The sequence below is a fragment of the Ottowia sp. SB7-C50 genome (assembly GCF_033110285.1).
Lineage (GTDB): Bacteria > Pseudomonadota > Gammaproteobacteria > Burkholderiales > Burkholderiaceae_C > Ottowia.
In genome coordinates, this window is sequence record NZ_CP136995.1 from 2506883 (window position 1) to 2529729 (window position 22847).

Annotated in this window: 17 protein-coding genes and 2 pseudogenes; 3 read left to right on the forward strand and 16 right to left on the reverse strand. The window is 69.1% G+C overall.

The features are described 5' to 3' along the window. Positions 1-19 precede the first annotated feature (19 nt). From hflK to R0D99_RS11970, 15 genes and pseudogenes are all read right to left on the reverse strand, one after another. Positions 20-1315: an FtsH protease activity modulator HflK gene (gene hflK, locus R0D99_RS11900; protein WP_317748400.1), complete on the reverse strand. Its 1296-nt coding sequence runs from the start codon at positions 1313-1315 to the stop codon at positions 20-22. 90 nt (positions 1316-1405) lie between these two features. Further along, positions 1406-2596: a GTPase HflX gene (hflX, locus tag R0D99_RS11905; protein ID WP_317748401.1), complete on the reverse strand. Its 1191-nt coding sequence runs from the start codon at positions 2594-2596 to the stop codon at positions 1406-1408. Between the two features lie 73 nt (positions 2597-2669). Continuing rightward, positions 2670-2921 carry an RNA chaperone Hfq gene (hfq, locus tag R0D99_RS11910; protein WP_317748402.1) on the reverse strand — a complete coding sequence of 84 codons (252 nt, stop codon included), beginning with the start codon at positions 2919-2921 and terminating at the stop codon, positions 2670-2672. A gap of 144 nt (positions 2922-3065) precedes the next feature. Further along, on the reverse strand, positions 3066-4406 hold the full coding sequence (gene der / locus R0D99_RS11915) for a ribosome biogenesis GTPase Der (RefSeq protein WP_317748403.1): 1341 nt from the start codon (positions 4404-4406) through the stop codon (positions 3066-3068). A 158-nt stretch (positions 4407-4564) separates the two neighbouring features. Next, positions 4565-5698, reverse strand: a complete 1134-nt coding sequence (bamB, locus tag R0D99_RS11920) for an outer membrane protein assembly factor BamB (RefSeq protein WP_317748404.1) — start codon at positions 5696-5698, stop codon at positions 4565-4567. Next, positions 5695-6372, reverse strand: coding sequence for a tetratricopeptide repeat protein (locus tag R0D99_RS11925; protein WP_317748405.1), 678 nt, complete (start codon positions 6370-6372; stop codon positions 5695-5697). The genes bamB and R0D99_RS11925 overlap by 4 nt, the downstream gene beginning before the upstream one ends. Before the next feature lie 16 nt (positions 6373-6388). Continuing rightward, entirely contained in the window at positions 6389-7696 is a 1308-nt protein-coding gene (hisS, locus tag R0D99_RS11930) for a histidine--tRNA ligase (RefSeq protein WP_317748406.1), read from the reverse strand. Positions 7697-7763: 67 nt separating this feature from the next. Continuing rightward, positions 7764-9015: pseudogene (gene ispG, locus R0D99_RS11935) on the reverse strand (flavodoxin-dependent (E)-4-hydroxy-3-methylbut-2-enyl-diphosphate synthase). 185 nt (positions 9016-9200) lie between these two features. Next, positions 9201-10127, reverse strand: coding sequence for a helix-turn-helix domain-containing protein (locus tag R0D99_RS11940; RefSeq protein ID WP_317748407.1), 927 nt, complete (start codon positions 10125-10127; stop codon positions 9201-9203). Further along, positions 10120-10938 (reverse strand): type IV pilus biogenesis/stability protein PilW, encoded by an 819-nt coding sequence (gene pilW / locus R0D99_RS11945; protein WP_317748408.1) that lies wholly within the window; start codon positions 10936-10938, stop codon positions 10120-10122. The genes R0D99_RS11940 and pilW overlap by 8 nt, the downstream gene beginning before the upstream one ends. 5 nt (positions 10939-10943) lie before the next feature. Beyond that, positions 10944-12095 carry a 23S rRNA (adenine(2503)-C(2))-methyltransferase RlmN gene (rlmN, locus tag R0D99_RS11950; RefSeq protein ID WP_317748409.1) on the reverse strand — a complete coding sequence of 384 codons (1152 nt, stop codon included), beginning with the start codon at positions 12093-12095 and terminating at the stop codon, positions 10944-10946. A 25-nt stretch (positions 12096-12120) separates the two neighbouring features. Further along, positions 12121-12546 (reverse strand): nucleoside-diphosphate kinase, encoded by a 426-nt coding sequence (gene ndk / locus R0D99_RS11955; protein ID WP_317748410.1) that lies wholly within the window; start codon positions 12544-12546, stop codon positions 12121-12123. Positions 12547-12781: 235 nt separating this feature from the next. Continuing rightward, a complete protein-coding gene (locus tag R0D99_RS11960) occupies positions 12782-14329 on the reverse strand; it encodes a pseudouridine synthase (protein WP_317751087.1) in 1548 nt (515 codons plus the stop codon). Positions 14330-14698: 369 nt separating this feature from the next. Continuing rightward, positions 14699-15160, reverse strand: a pseudogene (gene scpB / locus R0D99_RS11965) (SMC-Scp complex subunit ScpB); the annotation flags it as partial. Positions 15161-15331: 171 nt separating this feature from the next. Next, positions 15332-16363, reverse strand: coding sequence for an RluA family pseudouridine synthase (locus R0D99_RS11970; protein ID WP_416365880.1), 1032 nt, complete (start codon positions 16361-16363; stop codon positions 15332-15334). Positions 16364-16377: 14 nt separating this feature from the next. On the opposite strand from R0D99_RS11970, the gene R0D99_RS11975 reads away from it, so the two are divergent. The 3 genes from R0D99_RS11975 to R0D99_RS11985 all read left to right on the forward strand — a co-directional run bounded on the left by R0D99_RS11975 (position 16378) and on the right by R0D99_RS11985 (position 20593). Beyond that, a complete protein-coding gene (locus tag R0D99_RS11975; protein WP_317748411.1) occupies positions 16378-17181 on the forward strand; it encodes an outer membrane protein assembly factor BamD in 804 nt (267 codons plus the stop codon). Positions 17182-17717: 536 nt separating this feature from the next. Then, positions 17718-18677, forward strand: coding sequence for an IS5 family transposase (locus R0D99_RS11980; protein ID WP_317748412.1), 960 nt, complete (start codon positions 17718-17720; stop codon positions 18675-18677). A gap of 269 nt (positions 18678-18946) precedes the next feature. Then, a complete protein-coding gene (locus R0D99_RS11985; RefSeq protein ID WP_317748413.1) occupies positions 18947-20593 on the forward strand; it encodes an IPTL-CTERM sorting domain-containing protein in 1647 nt (548 codons plus the stop codon). Between the two features lie 181 nt (positions 20594-20774). Here R0D99_RS11985 and R0D99_RS11990 read toward each other — a convergent pair whose 3' ends face one another. Continuing rightward, on the reverse strand, positions 20775-22835 hold the full coding sequence (locus tag R0D99_RS11990) for an ATP-dependent DNA helicase (RefSeq protein WP_317748414.1): 2061 nt from the start codon (positions 22833-22835) through the stop codon (positions 20775-20777). Positions 22836-22847: the final 12 nt, after the last annotated feature.

A 22847-nucleotide genomic window follows, 5' to 3' on the forward strand; every position in this document is an offset into this window, starting at 1 on the left:
TGTTCTGCCTCAAGGGCGCTCAGCGGCTCTCGCGCTCGCGGCCGCGGGCGTTTTCACGCGCGCGCGCATCGGCGGCGGGTGCGGGCGCGGCGGGGGCCGGGGCGGGTGCCGCCTGTGCAGGCGCTGCTGCTGTGGCGGCACCCGCGGACTGCATCACCTTGTCGAGCGGCAGGTACATCAGGTTGCCGCCCGCGCGGCTGTCCACGATGACCTTGTTGACGCCGCTGTAGATGGATTGCATGGTGTCCAGGTACATGCGGTCGCGCGTGACCTGGGGCGCCTTCTGGTATTCGGCCAGCACCGAGCTGAAGCGCTGCGCATCACCCTCGGCCTGCGCCACGATGCGCGCCTTGTAGCCTTCGGCCTCCTGCGTCAGCCGCGCCGCGGTACCGGCTGCGCGCGGCACCACGTCGTTGGCATAGGCCTGCGCCTCGTTCTTGACGCGTTCGCGCTCCTGGCCGGCCTTCAGCACGTCGTCGAACGCGGCCTGCACCTGCTCGGGCGGACGCACGCCGCCCTGCTGCATGTTGACCGCCACCACTTCGATGCCGACCTGGTAGCGGTCGAGGATCTTCTGCATCAGGTCGCGTACGCGCGGCGCGATCTGGTCGCGCTCGTCGGCCATGGCGTTGTCCATGGTCATCTTGCCGACCACTTCGCGCACCGCGCTTTCGGCGGCCTGCACCACGGCGTCGTCCGGGCTCTTGCTTTCGAACAGGTAGGCGCGCGCGTCGTTCAGCCGGTACTGCACGGCGAACTTGATCTCGACGATGTTCTCGTCCTGCGTCAGCATGGCCGACTCGCGCAGGCCGGTCGACTTGATGACGCTGTCGCGGCCGACGTCGACCGATCGGATCTGCGTCACGCGCACCGTCTCCTGGCGCTGGATCGGCCAGGGCATGCGCCAGTTCAGGCCGGCGTTGCGCACGCCGTCGAACTTGCCGAAGGTGGTCACCACCGCCTGCTCGCCTTCGCGGACGATGAAGATGCCGCTGGCCAGCCACACCACCAGCGCCGCCGCCGCGATCATGCCGACGCCGATGCCGGCGCCCTTCATGTCGGGCTGGAAGCCCCCGCCGCCCGACGCGCCGTTGCCCGGACCCCGCCCGCGCCCGCCGCCGAACAGGCCGGTCAGCTTGCGGTTGAAGTCGCGCCACAGCTCGTCCAGGTCGGGCGGCCCCTGGTGGGGGCCGCCGCGCGCCGGCTCGGGCGGTGGCGGAGGGGGGCGGCCGCGGCGGGTCGGCCGGGCGCTGGTCGTCGGGGCGCGAAGCGCCCTGCTCCGACGCGTCGTCGCCACGCCCCCAGCGCGGATCATTCAGATTGAACATGCCCCGGATGCGGCGCGGCCAGTGGGCCACCCGCAGGGCGCTCGTGCGGTCTTTCATTCGTTGGCTCGGAAGAAGGCTTAACCCGGATTGTGCCCAATCGGCACCGCCGCCCCGTCCGGCACGGGCCGGGGCACGTCGGCGCGCGCGGCCTGGGCGCGTGCAGCCAGCTCGGCGCGCAACAGCGGCAGGCCTTCGCCCGTGCGTGCGCTGACGAAGATGCGGGCACACTCGCGCCCGTCCAGCGGCAGGGTATCCTGCAGCACATGCGGGCGCCGCGCCGGCTCCAGGCCGTCCAGCTTGTTGAACACCAGCACCTGCGGCACGTGGTCGGCGCCGATTTCGCGCAGCACGCGCTGCACTTCGTCGATCTGTTCGGGATAGGTAGGGTTGGCCGCGTCCACCACGTGCAGCAGCAGGTCGGCGTCGGCGGCCTCGTGCAACGTGGCTTCGAACGCCTCGACCAGCCCGTGCGGCAGGTCGCGGATGAAGCCCACCGTGTCGGACAGCGACACCGAATGGCCGCCGCCCTGGCTGTCGCCCAGATAGAGCTGGCGCGTGGTGGTGTCGAGCGTGGCAAACAGCTGGTCGGCCGCATAGGCGCGCGCCTTGACCAGCGCGTTGAACAGCGTGGACTTGCCGGCGTTGGTGTAGCCCACCAGCGAGATGCTGAACGTTTCGCGCCGCTCGCGCTGGCGCCGCTGCGTCTGCCGCTGGCGCTTGACCTTGTCGAGCCGGTCCTTGGTGCGCTTGATGGCGTCGCCGATCATGCGGCGGTCCAGCTCGATCTGCGTTTCACCCGGGCCGCCGCGCCCGCCGATGCCGCCCTGCTGGCGCTCCAGGTGCGACCAGCGGCGCACCAAGCGCGTGCTGAGGTATTGCAGGCGCGCCAGTTCGACCTGCAGCTTGCCCTCATGGCTGCGCGCGCGCTGCGCGAAGATTTCGAGGATGAGCAGCGTGCGGTCGTTGACCGGAAGGCCGATGGCGCGCTCGAGGTTGCGCTGCTGCACCGGGCTCAGCGCCTGGTCGAACAGCACCTCCTGCGCCCCTTCGGCTTCGGCCAGCAGGCGGATTTCCTCGGCCTTGCCGCTGCCGACGAACAGGGCCGCATCGGGCGCCTGCCGCTTGCAGGTGAGGCGCGCCACCGGCTGCAGCCCGGCGGTTTCGGCCAGTTGGCCCAGTTCGTCCAGCTCGTGGTCGAAATGCGGGGCGCCAAAATTCACGCCCACCAGGACGGCGGCGGTACGGTCAGGGTGGACAGCAGGGGGCAAATCGGTGGGCGTCAGGTGGCTTTATGCTACTTTTTAAATAGCTGGATTGGCAGGCAGGGTATGCGCTGAGGGTTTATTTGCTTTCAGAATCGGCCGCATCGCCAGCGGCGGAGAAATTCACTGCACGGCCCGGAACGATGGTCGAAATGGCGTGCTTGTAGACCATTTGGGTGACGGTGTTGCGCAGCAGCACCACATATTGGTCGAAGGATTCGATCTGACCCTGGAGCTTGATGCCGTTGACCAGGTAAATGGACACCGGGATGTGCTCACGACGCAGGGTATTCAGAAACGGGTCTTGTAGAAGTTGCCCTTTATTGCTCACGATATTCTCCGTGTTTCTCGGATGGTTGAAGGGGGTGGAAGTTACCACATGGGGGTGCCCATGCACCGCTTCAAGGCGCGGAAACCCACCCTACAGGGCAGATTGGCGAAACTGGCCTACAAAAAGGCCTCGCCCGGCAAGGACTTATGACTCTTTGTCGGCGTAAGGGTTCCGCGACGACTTCATTTCGACGCGCAGCGGCGTGCCGGTCAGGTCGAAGGCCTTGCGGAAGCGCCCTTCCAGGTAGCGCTTGTAGGTGTCGGTCACCCCTTCCAGCGAATTGCCGTGCACCACGATGACCGGCGGGTTCATGCCGCCCTGGTGGGCATAACGCAGCTTGGGCCGGTACATGCCGCTGCGCTTGGGCTGCTGGAACTGTACCGCCTCCTGCAGCAGGCGGGTGAGCTGCGGGGTCGGCATCTTGCGCATGGCGGCCTTGTGGGCGCGGCCGATCGAGCCCCACAGCGGGCCCAGGCCCTGGCGCTTGAGCGCCGAGATGAAGTGGATTTCGGCAAACTTCAGGAACGCCAGCCGCGTCTCGATGGAGCGCTGCACCAGCTCGCGCTGGTAGGCATCCACCGCGTCCCACTTGTTGACGGCCAGCACCACGGCGCGCCCGGCGTCCAGGATGAAGCCGGCGATGTGCGCGTCCTGGTCGGTCACGCCCTGCTCGGCGTCCAGCAGCAGCAGCACGACGTTGGCGGTTTCGATGGCCTGCAGCGTCTTGACGACCGAGAATTTCTCGATCGCCTCGAACACCTTGCCCTTGCGGCGCAGCCCGGCGGTGTCGATCAGCTCGAATTTCTGGCCATTGCGCTCGAACTCGACCGAAATGGCGTCGCGCGTGGTGCCCGGCAGGTCGAAGGCGACCAGCCGCTCCTCGCCCAGCCAGGTATTGATGAGGGTGGACTTGCCGACGTTGGGGCGCCCGGCCACGGCCAGGCGGATGGGCGCGTCGGGGTCTGGCTGGGGTTCTTCCTCCGGCTCCGGCAGATGCAGCGTCTCGAGCGCGGCCTCCAGCATGCCGCGCACGCCTTCGCCGTGCGCGGCCGACACGGCAATCACCTCGCCCAGGCCCAGTTCGTAGAACTCGGCCAGCTGTGTGCCAGCGCGCATGCCTTCGGCCTTGTTGGCCACCAGCAGCGTCGGCTTGCCCAGGCGGCGCAGGTAGTTGGCGATGTCGTGGTCCTGCGCCGACAGGCCGTCGCGCGCATCCACCACGAAGATCACCACGTCGGCCTCGGCCACGGCCTGGCGCGTCTGCTTGGCCATCTCCTTGAAGATGCCGCTCTCGGCCGTCGGCTCGAAGCCGCCGGTGTCGATGACGATGTATTCGCGGTTGCCCAGGCGCCCCTGCCCGTAATGGCGGTCGCGCGTCAGCCCGGCGTAGTCGGCCACGATGGCGTCGCGGCTCTTGGTCAGCCGGTTGAACAGCGTGGATTTGCCCACATTGGGCCGCCCCACCAGCGCGATGACAGGTTTCATGGACAGGAGTTTCCCACACCGCAAGGCCGCGAAGCAGGCCGCCCTATATCAGAGGGCCGCGGAGCAGGCCATGCCAGAACGCCGCGGAAGGGCTTGGCCCGCCCGCCAGCGTTGTCCCCCTTCGGGGGAAGCCGGCCACCGGCCGGCACAGGGGGAGCTTAATCTGGCGCGAAGCCGTACACCGCGCCATTGCGCGTGACGACGATCAGCGTATTGGCCGCCATCACCGGCGTCGCGGCGATGCCCGAGCCATCGGTCGCCATGCGGTTGAGCGGGCTGCCGTTCTCGCGCGACAGCAGGTGCACCAGACCGGTGTCGTCGCCCACCACCACCGAGCGGCCCAGCACCAGCGGGCCGGTCAGCCGGCGCCAGCGCAGATGTTCGGCCGACCAGGCGCGGTCGCCGGTGTCAGCGCGCCATGCCAGCACGCGGCCGTCGGATTCGGCGCCGTAAACGCGTTCGCCGTCGCCCGCGACGCCGGTGGCGCCGCTGGCGGATTTGGTCCAGCGCACGTTGCCGCTGGCGGCGTCGACGCAGCCCACGGCGTTCTGGAACGCCCGGGCGCACAGCACATTGCCCTGGCGGCTGACGCCGCCCACCAGGTCCACCAGCCGTTCGACGTCGTTGGTGCCGCGCGCGGCGGCCAGGGGCGCTTCCCAGCGCACGTTGCCGTTGTCGGGGTCAATGCCCACCATGCGGCCGGCCAGGCCCGCCACCAGCGTGTTGCCGACGGCCTGGAGCATGCCGGCCTGACGCAGCACCAGCGGCTCGGCCGGGCGGTCCAAGTGCCACAAGCGCGCGCCGTTGCGGGCGTCGTAGGCGCTGAGCGAGCGGTCGGCCCCCAGCACGAACACGCGCCCACCCGCGACCAGCGGCGCGGTGTAGCTTTGCGTGGCCAGCAGGCGCCGCCAGGTTTCGCGGCCGCCTTCCAGCGCCACCACCTGGTTGTCGCGCGTGACGACCGCGCTGACGCGGCCATCGCTGCCGACGCCGCCGGTCAGCGGCGCGCCCGCGTTGGCGCGGCCCAGTTCACGGCCGCTGGCGGCGTCCAGCGTCACCAGCGTGCCGTCGCTGCCCGCCAGGGTAACTTGCGTGCCCTGCACGTTGACCTGCAGCGGGAAGCCGACGGTCGGCACACGGGCCAGCCAGGCCTGGCGCACGCCGACCAGCGCCACATTGGGCGGCAATTCGGCCGGCTGCGGCCGTGCCGAGCCGGTGGCGCAGCCCGCCACCACCGCCGCGGCCAGCAGCGTCGCGGCCAGCGTCAGGCCTCGCGTGCGGCCGCCCTTCATGACGCGGCCCCCGCCTTGACGCCGCCGGCGTCGGGGTCGATGCCCAGGGCGTTCAGCTTCATGCCCACCAGACGGCGGTAATCGCCACTGTCGGCCGTCAGGCCCTGGTAGGCCTTGCCGAACTCGGCCACGGCCTGGTCGCGCTTGCCCTGCAGCAGCAGCACGTCGCCCCGGCGGTCGGCCGCCAGCGCGGTGAAGGCGGGCGGAAAGCTGTCCGACAGCACCTTCAGCGCCTCGTCGTAGGCCTTTTCGGCCAGCAGCAGCGACGCCAGCCGCAGGCGCGCCACGGCACGCAGGCCGTCGTCGGGCGCCTTGTCGGCCACCCGGCTCAGCGCGGCCTTGGCGTCGGCGGGTTTGCCTTTCTCTTCGAGCACCTTGGCGCCCAGCAGGCCGGCCTGCGCGGCGTAGGCGGTGCCGCCGTACTTGTCCTGCATGTCGGTCAGCGCGCGCTGCACGCGCGTGACGTCGCCCGCCTGCGCGGCGCGGTCGACCTCGTCGTACATCACCGCGGCCAGGGCGGCCTGGCGGCGCTGCCAGTACTGCCAGCCGTTCCAGGCGGCGTAGGCGGCCAGCACGGCAATCAGCACCCAGGTGATGAGGTTGCCCCACTTGTTCCAGAAGTGTTTGAGCGCGTCGAGCTGTTCCTGCTCTTCAAGGTCGAGATGGGTGGCCATGCGTAGTCTGTGTCGGTTAAGCGGTCGATTTTAGGATGTCGCACCAGAGCGCGGGGTTGGCCAGCGCCTGGCGCGTCTGCGCGCCCGCGCCGTCGCGCAGCGATTTGACGGTGACTTCGCCCGCGGCCAGCTCGTCGGCACCAAAGACGAGGGCAAAGCGCGCGCCGCTGGCGTCGGCTTTCTTGAACTGGCTTTTCATGCTGCCCATGCCGTCGCCCGGGCCCGCGTGCATCTGCACCGCCACGCCCAGCGCGCGCAACTGCGTCAGTAGGCGCATGGCCTGCGGCAACGCGGCGGCGTCGGGGATGACGGCATACGCGTCGGGCTGCGGGTCGAGCGTGTGCACGCCCTCTTCCTTCAGCAGCTCCAGCACGCGCTCGACGCCCAGCGCCCAGCCCACGGCCGGCGCGGGCTTGCCGCCGATCTGCTCGATCAGGTAGTCGTAGCGCCCGCCGCCGCAGATGGTGCCCTGTGCGCCCAGGCTGTCGGTGACGAACTCGAACACCGTCAGGTTGTAATAGTCCAGCCCGCGCACCAGCCGCGGGTTGATGCGCCATTCGACGCCGCTCGCAGCCAGGATGGCCTGCACGGCCTCAAAGTGCCGGCGCGACGCTTCGCCCAGGTAGTCGATCAGCTTCGGCGCGCCTTCGACCAGCGCCTGCATGGCCGGGTTCTTGGTGTCCAGGATGCGCAGCGGGTTGCTGTGCAGGCGGCGGCGCGCGTCTTCATCCAGTTGGTCGACGTGCGCCTCCAGGTAGGCGATCAGCGCCGCGCGGTGCTCGCGCCGCTCGTCGGGCTGGCCCAGGCTGTTCAGCTCCAGCCGCCAGTTCTGGATGCCCAGTTCGCGCCACAACGCCACCGCCAGCAGAATCAATTCGGCGTCGACTTCCGGCCCGCCAAAGCCCAGCGCCTCGGCGCCGATCTGGTGAAACTGGCGGTAGCGCCCGCGCTGCGGCCGCTCGCGGCGGAACATCGGGCCCATGTAGTACAGGCGCTTGCCGCCTTCGTACAGCAGGTTGTGCTCGGCCACGGCGCGCACCAGGCCGGCCGTACCCTCGGGGCGCAGCGCCAGGTGGTCGGCGCGGCCGTGCTGGTCGGCGCGGTCTTCAAAGGCGTACATCTCCTTTTCGACGATGTCGGTCACCTCGCCCAGCCCGCGCGTGTACAGCTGCGTCTGCTCCATGATCGGCAGGCGCACGTTGCGATACGCATGCTCGGCCATCACCCGGCGCACGATGGATTCCAGCCATTCCCAGCTCGCCGATTCGGGCGGCAGGATGTCGTTCATGCCCTTGATGGCGGTGATCTGCGGAGCTCTTGACATTCAGCGAATACTATCCATTTGATAGCTGCATGCGCTTGTCCATCAAGCGCTGCAGCGTATTTTTATATCAGATTTGCGTCGCGCCAAAGCGCTCGGCGATGTAGCGCTCGACGATGGCGTGGAACTCTTGCGCAATGTGCTCGCCGCGCAGCGTCATGGCCTTCTGGCCGTCGATGAACACGGGCGCGGCGGGCGCTTCGCCGGTGCCGGGCAGGCTGATGCCGATGTCGGCGTGCTTGCTCTCGCCCGGGCCGTTGACGATGCAGCCCATCACCGCCACCTTCAGCGTTTCGACACCCGGATACTGGCTGCGCCACACCGGCATCTGCGCGCGCAGGTGGTCGTCAATCTGCTTGGCCAGTTCCTGGAAGGTGGTGCTGGTGGTGCGCCCGCAACCAGGGCAAGCGGTGACGCTGGGCACGAAGATGCGCAGGCCGAGCGACTGCAAAATTTCGCTGGCAATCACCACTTCCTGCGTGCGGGCTTCGCCCGGCTGCGGCGTCAGGCTGACGCGGATGGTGTCGCCGATGCCCTCCTGCAGAAGGATCGACAGCGCCGTTGCCGACGCCACCGTCCCCTTGGTGCCCATGCCCGCCTCGGTCAGGCCCAGGTGCAGCGGATAGGTGCAACGGCGCGCCAGTTCTCGGTAGACCGCTATCAAATCCTGCACACCGCTGACCTTGCAGCTGAGGATCACCTGCTCCGGCGCCATGCCCATCTCGACCGCCTGGCGGGCCGAGCCGATGGCGGACTGAATCAGCGCCTCGTACATGACCTGGCGCGCTTCCCACGGCTGGGCGCGCGCGGCGTTCTGGTCCATCAGGCCGGCCAGCAGTTCCTGGTCCAGGCTGCCCCAGTTGACGCCGATCCGCACCGGCTTGTCCCACTTCAGCGCGGCCTCGATCATCTGGCCAAACTGCACGTCCTTCTTGGCGCCCTTGCCCACGTTGCCGGGGTTGATGCGGTACTTGGACAACGCCTGCGCGCAGTCCGGAAAATCGGTCAGCAGCCGGTGGCCGTTGTAATGAAAGTCGCCGATCAGCGGCACGTCGATGCCCATGCGGTCGAGCTGTTCGCGAATGTAGGGCACCTGCGCCGCCGCCTCGGGCGTGTTGACGGTGATGCGCACCATCTCGCTGCCGGCCAGCGCCAGTTCTTTCACCTGAATGGCCGTGCCCACCGCGTCCACCGTGTCGGTGTTGGTCATCGACTGCACCCGCACCGGCGCGTCGCCCCCCCACGGTGACCACACGCTGGCCCCACACCACCCGCCCTTGCAGCGAGCGGCGCGGCGCCGGATGCGCCACGGCGATGGGCATTTCGGCGTCAGACTTCATAACAGACTCCAACTCCACAGCGCCGCGACCACACCACTCAGGGCTGCGCAGCAAGCCCTTTCCCATGGCCGCGGAGCAGGCCACGCCGGAACGCCGTGGAGCGGGCTTGGCCCGGCCACTGGCGTTGTCCCCCTGGGGGGAAGGCGCCGCAGGCGACTCGGGGGGGGTCATTTGACTTGAAAACGAGAAACCGTCGTCCTGCTCAGCGAGCGGTGATCGAACGGCTCGCCGCGCACGGCCACATCGACCGCGTCCTTGCGGCCGATGGTGACGGACAGCGGCACGTCGCCGCTGACACCCAGGGCTTCGCCCGCGGCCAGCGCGCGGTTGATCAGTTGCTTGCCCGCCGCGTCGCGCACCGTGACCCAGGTCTCGGCCTTGGCGGTGAACTGCAGCAAATCCCCCGCGCCGCTGGCGGCCGCCGGGGCAGCAGCCGCCGCCGTTGCGGGTGCGGCGCCCGTTGCCGGGGCGGTCTGCTCGGCCGACGCGGCGCCCGCAGGCATCTCGGCCGGCGTCGGTTCGGCCGCCGGCGCCGGGGGCGCGGCGTCGCGCGACGCTTCTTCGGTGACCGGGGTTTCGGCCGGCGCGGGCGCATTCAGCTGGATCGGCAGCGTCGGCAGCAGCCACAGCGCGGCCGCGCCCAGCACCAGGGCGGCCACGCCGATCAGCAGCGGGCGCGAGAACGGGTTGCCCAGCATCGGCGTCGGCCGGTCGCCGGTGCGGCGGAACGGCTGGTTGATGTTCTGCGTCGGCGGCCGCAGGCCCGGCGCGGACACCGGCATGCGTTCCAGCACCGGGGCGGGGTCGGCCCCGAAGGCGCGGCAGATGGCCGACGCCAGCCCGCGCGCGAAGGTGGTGTCCGGCAGCAGGTCGAGCCGGTCGTTTTCCAGTGCGTCCAGCTTCTGCGGCGACACCTTCATCGCGCTGGCCAGCAGCACGGGGTCGACCCCCGCGGCCTCGCGCATGCGGCGCAGCATGGCGCCGGCGGTCGTCGCCGGTGCAGCGGCGCCGGCGGTCGTCGCCGGTGCAGCGGCGCCGGCGGCCATGGCCGGCGCGGCGTCTGTGGGTTGGACATCGGCGTTGCGTTCACTCATCGAAAGCGCCCCGTTCATAGTTCAGCAATTCGGGCGACTGGGGGAAGCGGCGGCGCAGTTGCGCGGCCAGTTGCTCCATCGCCTGGCGGTTGTTGATGCGCCGTTCCACCTTGATGCCGAGCCACAGCGATTCGGCATTGGCCAGCTCGCTGTTGTTCAGCCGCCGGATGTAGAACTGCGCGCGCGAATAGTCACCCCGGCGGTACAGCAGTTGCGCCAGGTTGAAGCCGGTCACCGGGTTGGCGGCGTCCAGCTCGTAGGACCGCATCAGCGTGGCTTCGGCGCGCTCGGGCTGGCCGGCGCGCGCCTCGCAGATGCCCTGGGTCATCAGCGTGCGGGCGCGGTCGCGGTAGGTGGGCACCGCCACGGCGCGCTGGAACCAGGGCACCGCGTCGGCAAAGCGGCCGGCCTGGCAGTGCAGCCAGCCCACGTTGTGCATGGCCGAGGCATCGCGCGGGTTGAGCGCGATGGCGCGCTGGAAGTGCGACAGCGCCATCGCGTCGTCGCCCAGCGCCATGTAGATCAGGCCGCCCAGGTTGTACGCATCGGCGTAGTTGGGGTCGGCCTGCAGGGCTTTCTTCTGCTCGTCCAGCGCGACCACGTGCTGCCCGTTTTCGTAGTAGCTGGTGGCCAGCATCAGGCGGGTGCGCGCGCGCTTGCGCACCTCGGTCTCGTCGGACGCGGTCTGGAATTCGGGCGGCACCTCGGTCAAGCCAGGGCCGGCGCTGCAACCGGCCAGCCAGGGCGCAAGGCCCAGCGCACCCAGCGCCAGCAGCGCCGACGCCCACCAGACCGGACGGGGAGCAAACATGGTCATCAAGCCCCTTTCGTGGGCGCCAGGGCCGACACGGGATGCAGCACCACCGTGCGCTGGCGCGCAATGCGCTCGTGCACGCGGGTGCGGTCCTGCACGTCGCCCGCCAGCTGGCCGCACGCGGCGTCGATGTCGTCACCGCGCGTCTTGCGCACCGTGGTGACGATACCGGCATCGTTCAGCAGCTTGCCAAAGGCCATCACGCGCGCCATGGGCGAGCGCGTCAGCCCCGACTGCGGGAACGGGTTGAACGGAATCAGGTTGAACTTGCAGCGCAGGCCGTCCTGCCCATGGCGGCGCACCAGCGCGATCAGGGCCTGCGCATGCTCGGGCGAATCGTTGACGCCGTCGAGCATGCAGTATTCAAAGGTGATGAAGTCGCGCGGCGCCGACGCCAGGTAAGCCGTGCAGGTGCGCAGCAGTTCATCGATGGGGTATTTGCGGTTAAGCGGGACCAGGTGGTCGCGCAGCCCGTCGGTGGGTGCATGCAGCGACACCGCCAGCGCCACCGGGCAGTCGCGCGCCAGGCGTTCGATCATGGGCACCACGCCCGAAGTCGACACCGTCACACGCCGGCGCGACAGGCCGTAGCCGTGGTCGTCGAGCATGGTGCGCAGCGCAGGCACCAGCCGGTCATAATTTTGTAGCGGCTCGCCCATGCCCATCATGACGATGTTCGAGATCACGCGTTCGTCGGTCTTGAGGTGCTGCCGCAAGAAGTGCTCGGCAAACCACAGCTGGGCGACGATTTCGGCCGTGGTCAGATTGCGGCTGAAGCCCTGGTGACCAGTGGAGCAAAAGCGGCAGTTGACCGCGCAACCCGCCTGAGACGACACGCACAGCGTGCCGCGGTCGTCCTCGGGGATGAACACGGCCTCGACGGCATCACCGCCGCCGACGTCGAACAGCCACTTGATGGTGCCGTCCTTCGATTCGTGCTGGGTGATGACGGGCAGCGCCGTCACGGTGGCGCGGCCGGCGAGCTTGTCGCGCAAGGACTTGGCCAGATCGGTCATCTGGCCGAAGTCGGCCACGCCGCGCTGGTGAATCCAGCGGAACAGTTGCGTGGCGCGAAAGCGTTTTTCGCCCAGCGATTCGCAGAACGCAGTCAACCCGTCGAGGTCGAAATCGAGCAGGTTGACGGACGTGTTCATGCCAGCGGGCCAGTGCCGCGTGCGATCAACGCGAGTAGATCGCCAGGCCGGGGAAGAAGAAGGCCACTTCCACGGCAGCGGTTTCCGGCGCGTCAGAGCCGTGCACGGCGTTGGCGTCGATGCTGTCGGCAAAGTCGGCGCGGATGGTGCCCTTGTCGGCCTTCTTGGGGTCGGTGGCGCCCATCAGTTCGCGGTTCTTGGCAATGGCGCCCTCGCCTTCCAGCACCTGGATCATCACCGGACCGGAGATCATGAAGCTGACCAGGTCCTTGAAGAAGGGGCGCTCCTTGTGCACGGCGTAGAACTGCTCGGCCTCGCGCTGCGACAGGTGCTGCATGCGGGCGGCGATGACCTTCAGGCCGGCAGCCTCGAAACGGGCGTAGATCTGGCCGATGACGTTCTTGGCGACGGCGTCGGGCTTGATGATGGAGAGGGTGCGTTCGGTAGCCATTTTTGAGGAGTTTCCTGAAGTTTTATGAAACGCGTCTGCCGCGTTGGGCAAAGCCATTGATTTTAACCGGCGGCAGCGGCCGGCGCAGGCCCTTGGCATGACCGGCACCGGGCGCCTGCACGCGGGCCGCGCCGCACGGGCCCGACATGGCGGGCACCCCGCCCACGCCCGGTCTACCAATATTTTCAGCCGCCAGCGCTGGCTGGACCAGCGCATGCAGCTATCAAAAAATGAGTCAGCGGCTGCGCCCGCCGCGCGAGCCGCCGCCCCGCGGGCCGCCGCTGCCGCGGGGTCCGCCCGAGCGCGGACCGCCCGCCGGTCCTGCCCCACCCGGCCCCCCGCGCCGGCCGCCGGGGCCGCCGCGCGCGGCGTTCTGCCGCTGGCGCTGGAAACTGTCGGCGCCGATGTAGCCCTGCGAGGTCTTGAGCGGATCGGGTTGCTGGCTGCCGCCGCTGCCCTGCCCGCCACCGGGGCCACGGCGGCGCGGGGCGCTGCCGAACGGCCGCGGCGCATCGTCCTGCGGGCGGGCGCCGGTCACGTTGGGGCGCGGGCCGCTGCCTTTGCCGCGATCGCTGCGCGCGCGGCGCGGCTTGTCCTGCGGCAGCGGGCGCGGCTCGGGCGCGCCGCGGATCACGCGCTCGGGCGTGCCCGAGGCCTCGCCCAGCGCGCGGATGTCGCGCTCGCCCAGGTCCATCCACATGCCGCGCCGCAGGCCGCGCGGCAGCATCATGGCGCCGTAGCGGATGCGGATGAGCCGGCTGACCGCGTGGCCGACCGATTCGATCATGCGGCGCACCTCGCGGTTGCGGCCTTCGCTGATCGTCACGCGGTACCACTGGTTGGCGCCCTCGCCCAGGCCTTCTTCCTTGATCGAGCTGAACTGCGCCATGCCGTCGTCGAGCGGCACGCCGTCCAGCAGGCGCTGCTTTTCGTCGTCGCTTAAAGGCCCCAGCACGCGCACGGCGTATTCGCGCTCCAGCCCGAAGCGCGGGTGCATCAGGCGGTTGGCCAGCTCGCCCGAGTTGGTGAACAGCAGCAGCCCTTCGGTGTTCAGGTCCAGCCGGCCGACCGACTGCCACTTGCCCTGCCCCGGCTGCAGGCGCGGCAGCTTGCGGAACACGGTGGGGCGGTTCTGCGGGTCGTCCATGGTCACGACTTCGCCCACCGGCTTGTGATAGGCCAGCACGCGCGCCGGCGGCGGGGCGATGCGCACCTTGATCGGCCGGCCATTCACCTTGACCGTGTCACCGAACTGGATGCGCTGGCCCACGTGCGCCGGCTGGTTGTTGACGCTGATGCGGCCTTCGAGGATGAGCTGCTCCATCTCCAGGCGCGAGCCCAGGCCCGCCTGCGCCAGCACCTTGTGCAGCTTGGGCGTGTCGGCCTGCGGCAGCAGCACGCGCTTGGCAAGCCCGGCCGGCGCATCGGCCTCGACGTCGAAGCGGCCGGACAGCACGTCGTCGATGGCGACCGGGGCGTCGGCTTCGGCAGCGTCGGCTTCGGCAGCGTCGGTGACCGTCACATCGGCCGTAGCGTCCGTGGTGTCCGTGGCGTCGGCAGCAGCCTCAGGCAGCCCGGCCGGCTGCGCCACGGCAGGATCTTCGGTCGCGGTGGCGGCGGCCACCTCGGGCGCGGCCTGCACGGACTCATCCGCTATCTTTTCAGAAGCATCCGGCGCAGTATCAGCCTGCGCTGGCGTCGGTTTTTTTCTTGAACGCGCCGGTCGAGCCGGACGGTCTTCGGGTGCGCTGGGCATCGGGTCGATCGGCTCGTCGGTGTTCATGGTGCGGGGCTCTCTGGAGGCACGGCGCCGGGGGGGCGCGTCAGGATCGGTGGTTGATCCGGCGGTTTCGGGGGCGGGCGGCGGGGCTGCGTCCACGTCGTCTTGCGCGGCGGGTGGCAGCGCGTCTGGCGCGTGTTCGATGGCGGGCGTTTCACCCTTGTCGGGCAGCACCTCAGCGGCGTGGGGCGCGGCGTCGGCGACGGCCGCGTCGGCGTACGCCTCGGCAACCGTCACTTCGGCGGCGGTCGCGGTATCCGCGGCCACGGGCGCCTCGTCAGGCGCCGGGCCCAGCGCGTCGAACATGCTGGCGGCCTGCTCGGCGGGCGATTCCAGCATCGGCAGCTGGTCCAGCGATTCCAGCCCCAGGTCGTCCAGAAACTGGCGGGTGGTGGCGTACAGGCCGGGCCGGCCCACCGTCTCGCGGTGGCCGATGACCTCGACCCAGCCGCGGTCTTCCAGTTGCTTGATCAGCTGCGAATTGACCGTGACGCCGCGAATGTCCTCGATGTCGCCGCGCGTCACGGGCTGGCGGTAGGCGATGATGGCCAGCGTCTCCAGCGTGGCGCGGGTGTAGCGCGGCGGCTTCTCGGGGTGCAGGCGGTCCAGGTATTCGCGCAGCTCGGGCCGGCTCTGAAAGCGCCAGCCGGTGGCCACCTGCACCAGTTCGACCCCGCGCAACGCCCAGTCGTCCTGCAGCTCGGCCAGCAGGCCCTTGAGCGTGTCGGGCCCCACTTCGTCGGCAAACAGCACGCGCATGTCGCGCAGCGGCATGGGCAGCTGCGCGCAGATCAGCGCGGTTTCGAGGATGCGTTTGGCTTCGGCGGAAGTCATAAGAAGTCGGTCGCTTCCGAATCAAGAATGAGGGTCGAACGCGCGGGTCAAGGGATCACGCCTGGCCAGCAAGCGGAAAACGGCGTCAAGCCTGGATGAAGCGGCGCCACCAGACGGCGGTGCCGGACGTTTCGGGATCGCCGCGCAGCGGTGGCCGCGCGCGTCACTTCGTCATGCGGGCATTGTAAGGCCCCAGTCCGCCAGCGCCGCCGCCAGGTCGGCGGGCAGCGGCGCCTCGAAAGCCAGCGGCTCGCCGGTGATCGGGTGCTGGAAAGCCAGCCGCCGCGCGTGCAGCGCCTGCCGCTGCAGCCCGGCCGCCGGCGCGCCGCCGTACAGCGCGTCGGCCACCAGCGGATGCCGCAGCTGCGCCAGATGCACCCGGATCTGGTGCGTGCGGCCGGTGCGCAGCGCGCAGCGCAGCAGGCAGCCGTGCTCTGCATTTTGCAGCAACTGAACGCCGGTCTGCGCGGGCTTGCCGGCATTTCTGTCCAAATCGACGACGGCCATGCGCAGCCGGTTGCGCGGGTCGCGGCCGATCGGGGCGTCCACTTCGCGCTCGGCCGGCCCGGTCCATGGCCGGTGGGCCAGCGCCAGGTATTCGCGCGTGACGCGCCGCGCCGCAATGGCCGCCACCAGCGCGTCCATGGCCGGGCGCGAGCGCGCTACCACCATCAGCCCGCTGGTGTCGCGGTCCAGCCGGTGCACGATGCCGGCGCGCGGCAACTGGCGCGCCCGTTCGTCGCGCGCCAGCAGGCCGTTGAGCAGCGTGCCGCTCCAGTGGCCGGGCGCGGGGTGCACCACCAGCCCGGCGGGCTTGTCGATGACGGCCAGGTGCTCGTCCTCATGCACCACGTCCAGCGCCATGGGCTGCGGCACGAAGGCCTGGCTCATGGGCGTGGGGCGCAGTTCAATGTCGATGCGGTCGCCCGCGCGCAGCCGGTGCGCCGGCTTGGCCACGGCGCGGCCGTTGACCTGCGCCGCGCCCGCTTCCACCAGCTGGCCCAGGTAGCTGCGCGAAAACTCGGGCACCAACGCCGCCAGCGCGCGGTCCAGCCGGTCGCCATGGTGGCCCGGGGGCACCTGCAGGGCGCGCGATTCGGCTTCGGCGGCGGTGTCGGCGGTTTCGTCGTCTCCGTCGACCGCGGCAAGGGCCAGCGCCTGCGCAGAAGGGGTGGCCGATATAATGGGTCGAGCTTGATTCAAGAGGACTGCGACTGATGCAACGTGCCCGATTATCAGCCGCCGGCGCTGCCGTTCTGGCGCTTGCCGTGCTGCTGTCGGCGTGCTCGTCCAAGCCGGTGGACAAGACCGCCGGCTGGAGCCCCAACCGCATTCACGCCGAGGCCAAGGACGAACTGAAGTCCGGCGCCTACGACAAGGCGATCCCGCTGTACGAAAAGCTGGAAGGCCGCGCCGCCGGCACGCCGCTGGCGCAGCAGGCCCAGCTGGACAAGGCCTACGCCCAGTTCCGCGACGGCCAGCGCGCCGAGGCGCTGGCCACGCTCGACCGCTTCATGCGCCTGCACCCGGCCAGCCCCGCGCTCGATTACGCCCTGTACATGAAGGGCGTGATCAACTTCAACGACAACCTGGGCCTGTTCTCCTTCCTGTCGCGGCAGGACTTGTCCGAGCGCGACCAGAAGGCCGCCAAGGAAGCCTTCGAGTCGTTCAACGAACTGGTCACGCGCTATCCCGATTCGCGCTACGCACCCGACGCCCGCGCGCGCATGCGCTACACCGTCAATGCGCTGGCGCAGTACGAAGTGCATGTGGCGCGCTACTACTACACGCGCGGTGCCTATGTGGCCGCCGTCAGCCGTGCGCAGCAGGCGCTGGCCGACTACCGCGACGCCCCGGCGCTGGAAGAAGCGCTGTACATCCTCACCCAGTCCTACGACAAGCTCGGCATGACCGAACTGCGCGACGACGCCCGCCGCGTGCTGGACCAGAACTACCCCAACAGCGTCTACTTGGCGCGCGGCCTGCGCGGGCGCGACAAGCCTTGGTGGCAACTCTGGTGACAACCCCCTGAGCGCCTGACGGCGCTTCCCCCTTCTCTCGCTGCGCTGCGCTTCGCGGGAAGAGGGACAACGCCAGCGGGCGGGCCAAGCCCTTCCGCGGCGTTCCGCGCTTGGCGTGCTCCGCGGCCTGTCGACTTGCTACGTATTCAATAGCTTCATGCGCTGACTGGGCAGGCGGTGGAACAGGATTTCCTGTTTCGCTTCAGTCGCCCAACGAAGCTGTTTCTGCCGCCCGACAGCACCGCGCCAGCGGGGTCAGCCGCGTCGTGCGGGCGCTTGGCAACCCCATGGACTACTTCGGCTGCACCCTCCGCCGGCGCCAGGTTGCGCCTGGGTCGCTCGGTCAAGGTATCGCCGCTACTAACCCGTTGCCTGACAAAGACTGCTTGTTGCGGACTTTCTTGGCATGTCGGCGCCAATTGTTCATAGCCCCCTGGTTGGGGCCTTGCCTACCGCACTCACCACCGCTAAGGAAGGTCTGCGTAATTCGTCCTGCGATGTGCTGAGCGTTGCGATTTCGAGCCACAATCGCCGCCATGAAGCAAGCCGAGCTGGGTCTGAACCTGACCACCAAGCGCACGCGCAAGCGCGAGTTCCTGGCGCAGATGGAACGCGTGGTGCCGTGGGCGGCGTTGGTGGAACTGATCGCGCCCTACGCACCTGAAGGCAGACGGGGTCGCCCGCCCTTTGCCGTGCAGACGATGCTGCGCATTCACTTCATGCAGCAATGGTTCGGCTTGAGTGATCCAGCCATGGAAGAAGCGCTGCACGACGTGCCGCTGTTTCGCGAGTTCGCGGGCCTGAACTGGGATACGGCCGTACCCGACGAAACCACGATCCTTCGATTCCGCCGCCTGCTCGAAGACCACAAGCTCAGCGCCCAGATCCTGGCGCTGGTCAATGAACTGCTGGGCGCCAAGGGCCTGCTGCTGCGCGCCGGCACCGTGGTGGACGCCACGCTGATCGCCGCCCCGAGTTCGACCAAGAACGCCTCGGGCCAGCGCGACCCGCAGATGAAGCAAAGCAAGAAGGGCAACCAGTGGTATTTCGGCATGAAGGCCCACATCGGTGTGGACGCCGACTCAGGCCTTGTGCACACCGTGCGCGGCACGGCGGGCAGCGTCAATGATGTGGTTGAGGCCAACACCTTGCTGCACGGCGAGGAAGTGCAAGCCTGGGGTGATGCCGGCTACCTGGGCGCCGACAAGCGGCCCGATGCCAAGGCCGGCGTGCGCTGGAACATCGCCATGCGCCCGGGCAAGCGCAAATTGCTGGATCACGGCCGCCTGAAAGACGAGTTGACCGAGCAACTCGAACGCATCAAGGCCAGCATCCGGGCCAAGGTCGAACACCCGTTTCGGGTGATCAAACGCCAGTTCGGCTATGTGAAGGTGCGCTATCGGGGCCTGGCCAAGAACACGGCGCAACTGCACACGCTGTTTGCGCTGTCCAATCTGTGGATGGCGCGCAAAGCCTTGATGGGCCTGCAGGCATGAGTCCGCCTGCAGGTGGCCGAAAGGCCTCAAAACCGGCCCTCGACGGCCGCGATGTCACTACGCAGCGGCTCGAAGCAGCATCTCAGATCGATTGGACGCCATCAGCACATCTCAATGTGCATTGCGCAGAGCTTCCCTAATATGTAAACCATACGCCTAATTATTTAGACTAAAGCATTAGTTTTGCAGCGTCCCGGCGCTGTTCAACGCCCAGTTTCAAGCTCAGTGCGCCCCGCCGTGGTGCACCAACCGTCATGGAGTCCCAGGTCATGTTCAGCAAGTTTAGATGGATCGCAGGTTGGGTCGTGGGCGCCTGCCTTGCGCTGGCTGGCGCGCAGGCGCAGGCAGCGACCCTGAGTCATGCGGTCTCAACGCCGGTGTCGAGCCACGCCGGCTCACGAACCGAGCCGACGCCGCCTGACTGGTGGACCGGAGGACAACGCGTCTTCATTCCAACCCCCATCAATCAAACCTTGGCCGTGCCGCAATTCAACCCTGCACTGGGCACATTGACAGCGGTGCGCATCAAGACGCGCGCAGCGTTACAAGGCACCATCATCTTGACGCTTGGCTCCACAGGCGGCAATGCAATGGAAACCCTCACCGGAACGTCGACCGGCAGGTTGCTATTCACGCTGCCGTCCATGCCCCAGACGACGTCATCGCCTGTCTTGACCTTTACCGCGGATTTGGCGCCCAACACCGGAGCCACGTCGCCCGATTTGGTGGGCGATGCACCAGACTACCAACTGACCACCGTGCCATCCAGCTCCTTCGCAGCCTACCAAGGGTCTGGAACCTGGAACGCCATTGTGTCCGGCGGCGCTGCACTTCAAGTGGATGACGCCAACCAGACAGGTCAATCAGGAGGCGGCCAGGTAACGCGTGCGTGGGGCGCCGTCGTTGTGGAGTATGACTACACGCCCACACCCATTGACCTGACCCTGGCCAAGACGCTCACTTCCAACGGCCCCTACGTGGCTGGCAGCACCGCCACTTTCAAACTGGTGGCCAGCAACCTGGGCCCCGGCACGGCGCAGCCTGCCATCGTCGTCAAGGACACGCTGCCCACCGGCCTGCAGTTCGTCAGCGCCACCGGCACCGACTGGACTTGCGGCGCCGCCGGCCAGGTCGTGACCTGCACCCGCAGCAGCACGGCGACCGCATTGGCCAGCAGCGCCGAGGCCAGCCCGATCACCGTCACTGCCACCGTGGCCGTGGGCGCCAGCGGCGCGCTGACCAACGTGGCGTACGTAGCCCCGGCCGCCGATGAAACCGCCACCGAATCGAACCAGGCCAACGGCTACGACGACGGCAATCCCGCCACCGGCTCCAACAACGACGCCTCAGCCGCGATCACCGTGACGCCGTCCATCGACCTGACGCTGGCCAAGACCCTGACATCCACCGGCCCCTACGCCGTGGGCAGCACCGCCACCTTTAGCCTGGTGGCCAGCAACCGGGGTCCGGATACGGCGCAGCCGGCCATCGTGGTGCAGGACACACTGCCCACCGGTCTGCAGTTTGTCAGTGCCACCGGCACCGACTGGACCTGCACCAACGCCGGCCAGGTGGTCACCTGCACGCGCAGCGCCACGGCAGCGGCCCTGGCCAACGGCGCAGTTGCCGATGCCATCACGCTCACCACCAAGGTGGCGGCGGGCGCCAGCGGCACCTTGACCAGCACGGCTTATGTGGCACCCGCGGCCAACGAAACGGCCATCGAAACCAATCTGGCCAAAGGCTACGACGACGGCAGCCCGCTGACAGGATCGAACAACGATGCGTCGGCGGGTTTGACGGTGGCCGCCGTGACGCCGCCCGCCCCGGTGCCAACGCTGAACGAATGGGCATTGATGCTGCTGGGCCTGCTGGCCTGGGGCACCGCCGCCCTACGGTTGCGGCGCGGGGTGTGACGACCGGTGCAGTCGCGCCGGGGACGACTTTGACGCGCGACTGAGTCTGGGTGCATGGGGTGTGCCTGGTGGGTTCCCGCGTTCACGGAAATGGCGGGAAGACGCGGGAACGCCGGAGGAGCCATTCAATCGCTGCTCAATCCACCATCCCATTTGCTCCTGAAAAAATAGCTAGCTGCGCTTACCGGACGGGCGCTGCAGGTCGATTTATTGCCGAATCATTGTCGACCGGTGCTGGCGCAGCGCGCAACGCGCCTAGTGCGGCATCGAATTCGGCCTGGCTGGTCAGACGCCGCATCGGGGGCAGCGCGGCCAGCAGGCGGCGGCCGTAGCCCATTTGGGTCAGGCGGGTGTCGCAGATGACCAGCAGGCCGGTGTCGGTTTCGCGGCGGATCAGGCGGCCGGCGCCTTGCTTCAGGGCCACGGCAGCTTCGGGGACCGAATAGTCGGCGAAGGCGCTGCGGCCCTCGGATTCGATGCGGCGGCAGCGCGCCTCGACCAGCGGATCGCCGGGCGGCGGAAAGGGCAGCTTGTCGATGACGACCAGTTGCAGCGCGTCGCCCGGCATGTCGATGCCTTCCCAGAACGAAGCCGAGGCCACCAGCACGCAACCCGGCCGGCCGCCCGCGCTACCGGCGCGAAAACGGTCCATCAGCACGCGCTTGGGCAGCTGGCCCTGCACCAGCACTTCGACGCCCGAACTGGGCGGAAAGCGCTCGGCGAGCGATTCGCCGATGCTGCGCAGCGCGCGCAGCGTGGTGGTCAGCACCAGGGTGCGGCCGCCCAGCCGGGCCGCCGCGTCGCCGGCCAGCCGCGCGACATGCGCGCTGTGGGCGGGGTCGGCCGGGCGCGCGATGTGCGCGGGCACGTACAGCGCGGCCTGGCGCGCGTAGTCGAACGGGCTGCCGATGCGCAGCACCTGGGCCTGCTGCAGCCCGCACGGCTGGGTGAACCACGACAGCCGCTCGTCGTCGCCCAGCGTGGCCGACACGAACACCCAGGCGCGCTGGCGTTCGCCCTCGGCCGGCGCGGCCAGCAGGCGGGTCCGCACGGCGTCGGCGATGTCGAGCGGCGATTCGATCAGGCGCAGCGCCTGGCCGACGTCGACCCAGCGCACCAGCGCGACGTCGCACGGCGCGCCGAAGCGCTCGGCGCGGCCGGCCAGCAGCAGCGCGCGTTCGTGCAGGCGCACGAAGTCGGGCGCCAGTTCGCTCACGGTGTCGAGTGCGTCGCCGGCCTGCAGCAGCGCCTGGTGCAGGCGGCTCAGGCCGGCGCGCCATTCAGTGGGGTCTACGCCGTCGGGCGCCTCGTCGGTCCAGCGCAGGCGGGTGGCGCCGCGCACGCTGCCGGCGGACAGGCGCAGTTGCCGCGCCGCCATTTCGACGCCGCCGGCCAGCGCCGTCCAGTCGCACAGGCCGCGCGCCTGTTGCAGGCCGGCGCCCAGCAGGTCGCGGGCAAAGTCCAGCAATTGCCCGGTGGCTAGCTGCTGGCCCAGAAACTGGATACCGGTCTCATTGAGCTGGTGCGCCTCGTCGAAGATGGCCACGCGCACGGTGGGCAGCAACTCGGCCATGCCGGATTCGCGGATGGCCAGGTCGGCAAAGAACAGGTGGTGGTTGATGACCACGACGTCGGCCGCCATCGCTTCGCGCCGCGCCAGGTTGACGTGGCAGGCGCGAAACTGCGGGCAGTCGGCGCCCAGGCAGTTCTCGCGCGTGCTGGTGACCAGCGGAATGAGGGGCGACCGCTCGTCCAGCCCCGGCATTTCGGCCAGGTCGCCGGTTTTTGTCGTCTTCGACCAGCGCTCTACTTTGGATAGCGCGTGATAAAGGTGTGGCGCGGGCAGGTCGCCGCTGTGGGCCGCCAGATCAAGCCGGTGCAGGCACAGGTAGCTGGCGCGCCCCTTGAGCAGCGCCATGCGCACCGGCACGCCCAGCGCGCGCGCCAGCCGCGGCAGGTCGCGGCCGAACAGCTGGTCCTGCAGCGTCTTGGTGGCAGTGGACAGCAGCACGCGCTCGCCCGACAGCAGCGCCGGCACCAGATAGGCAAAGGTCTTGCCCACGCCGGTGGCGGCTTCGGCCACCAGCACGCCGCCCTGCTCGATGACCTGGGCGACGGCCAGCGCCAGCTGCGTCTGGCCTGCGCGGGCATGAAAGCCCTCGGCCGCCTGGGCCAGCGGGCCGGTGTCGGCAAACTGGGCGCGCACGGCGTCGGCCAGGGCGCCGTGGTCCGGGTCGCTCATGGGCGTGTGCGG

Coding starts and splice junctions, on each gene's coding strand:
- hisS (WP_317748406.1), bottom strand. CDS start 7,696: ATGTCAAGAGCTCCGCAGATCACCGCCATCAAGGGCATGAACGACATC.
- R0D99_RS11980 (WP_317748412.1), top strand. CDS start 17,718: ATGAAGCAAGCCGAGCTGGGTCTGAACCTGACCACCAAGCGCACGCGC.
- R0D99_RS11925 (WP_317748405.1), bottom strand. CDS start 6,372: ATGGCCACCCATCTCGACCTTGAAGAGCAGGAACAGCTCGACGCGCTC.
- pilW (WP_317748408.1), bottom strand. CDS start 10,938: ATGTTTGCTCCCCGTCCGGTCTGGTGGGCGTCGGCGCTGCTGGCGCTG.
- R0D99_RS11940 (WP_317748407.1), bottom strand. CDS start 10,127: ATGAGTGAACGCAACGCCGATGTCCAACCCACAGACGCCGCGCCGGCC.
- ndk (WP_317748410.1), bottom strand. CDS start 12,546: ATGGCTACCGAACGCACCCTCTCCATCATCAAGCCCGACGCCGTCGCC.
- R0D99_RS11975 (WP_317748411.1), top strand. CDS start 16,378: ATGCAACGTGCCCGATTATCAGCCGCCGGCGCTGCCGTTCTGGCGCTT.
- rlmN (WP_317748409.1), bottom strand. CDS start 12,095: ATGAACACGTCCGTCAACCTGCTCGATTTCGACCTCGACGGGTTGACT.
- der (WP_317748403.1), bottom strand. CDS start 4,406: ATGAAACCTGTCATCGCGCTGGTGGGGCGGCCCAATGTGGGCAAATCC.
- R0D99_RS11985 (WP_317748413.1), top strand. CDS start 18,947: ATGTTCAGCAAGTTTAGATGGATCGCAGGTTGGGTCGTGGGCGCCTGC.
- hflK (WP_317748400.1), bottom strand. CDS start 1,315: ATGATCCGCGCTGGGGGCGTGGCGACGACGCGTCGGAGCAGGGCGCTT.
- R0D99_RS11990 (WP_317748414.1), bottom strand. CDS start 22,835: ATGAGCGACCCGGACCACGGCGCCCTGGCCGACGCCGTGCGCGCCCAG.
- R0D99_RS11960 (WP_317751087.1), bottom strand. CDS start 14,329: ATGAACACCGACGAGCCGATCGACCCGATGCCCAGCGCACCCGAAGAC.
- bamB (WP_317748404.1), bottom strand. CDS start 5,698: ATGAAGGGCGGCCGCACGCGAGGCCTGACGCTGGCCGCGACGCTGCTG.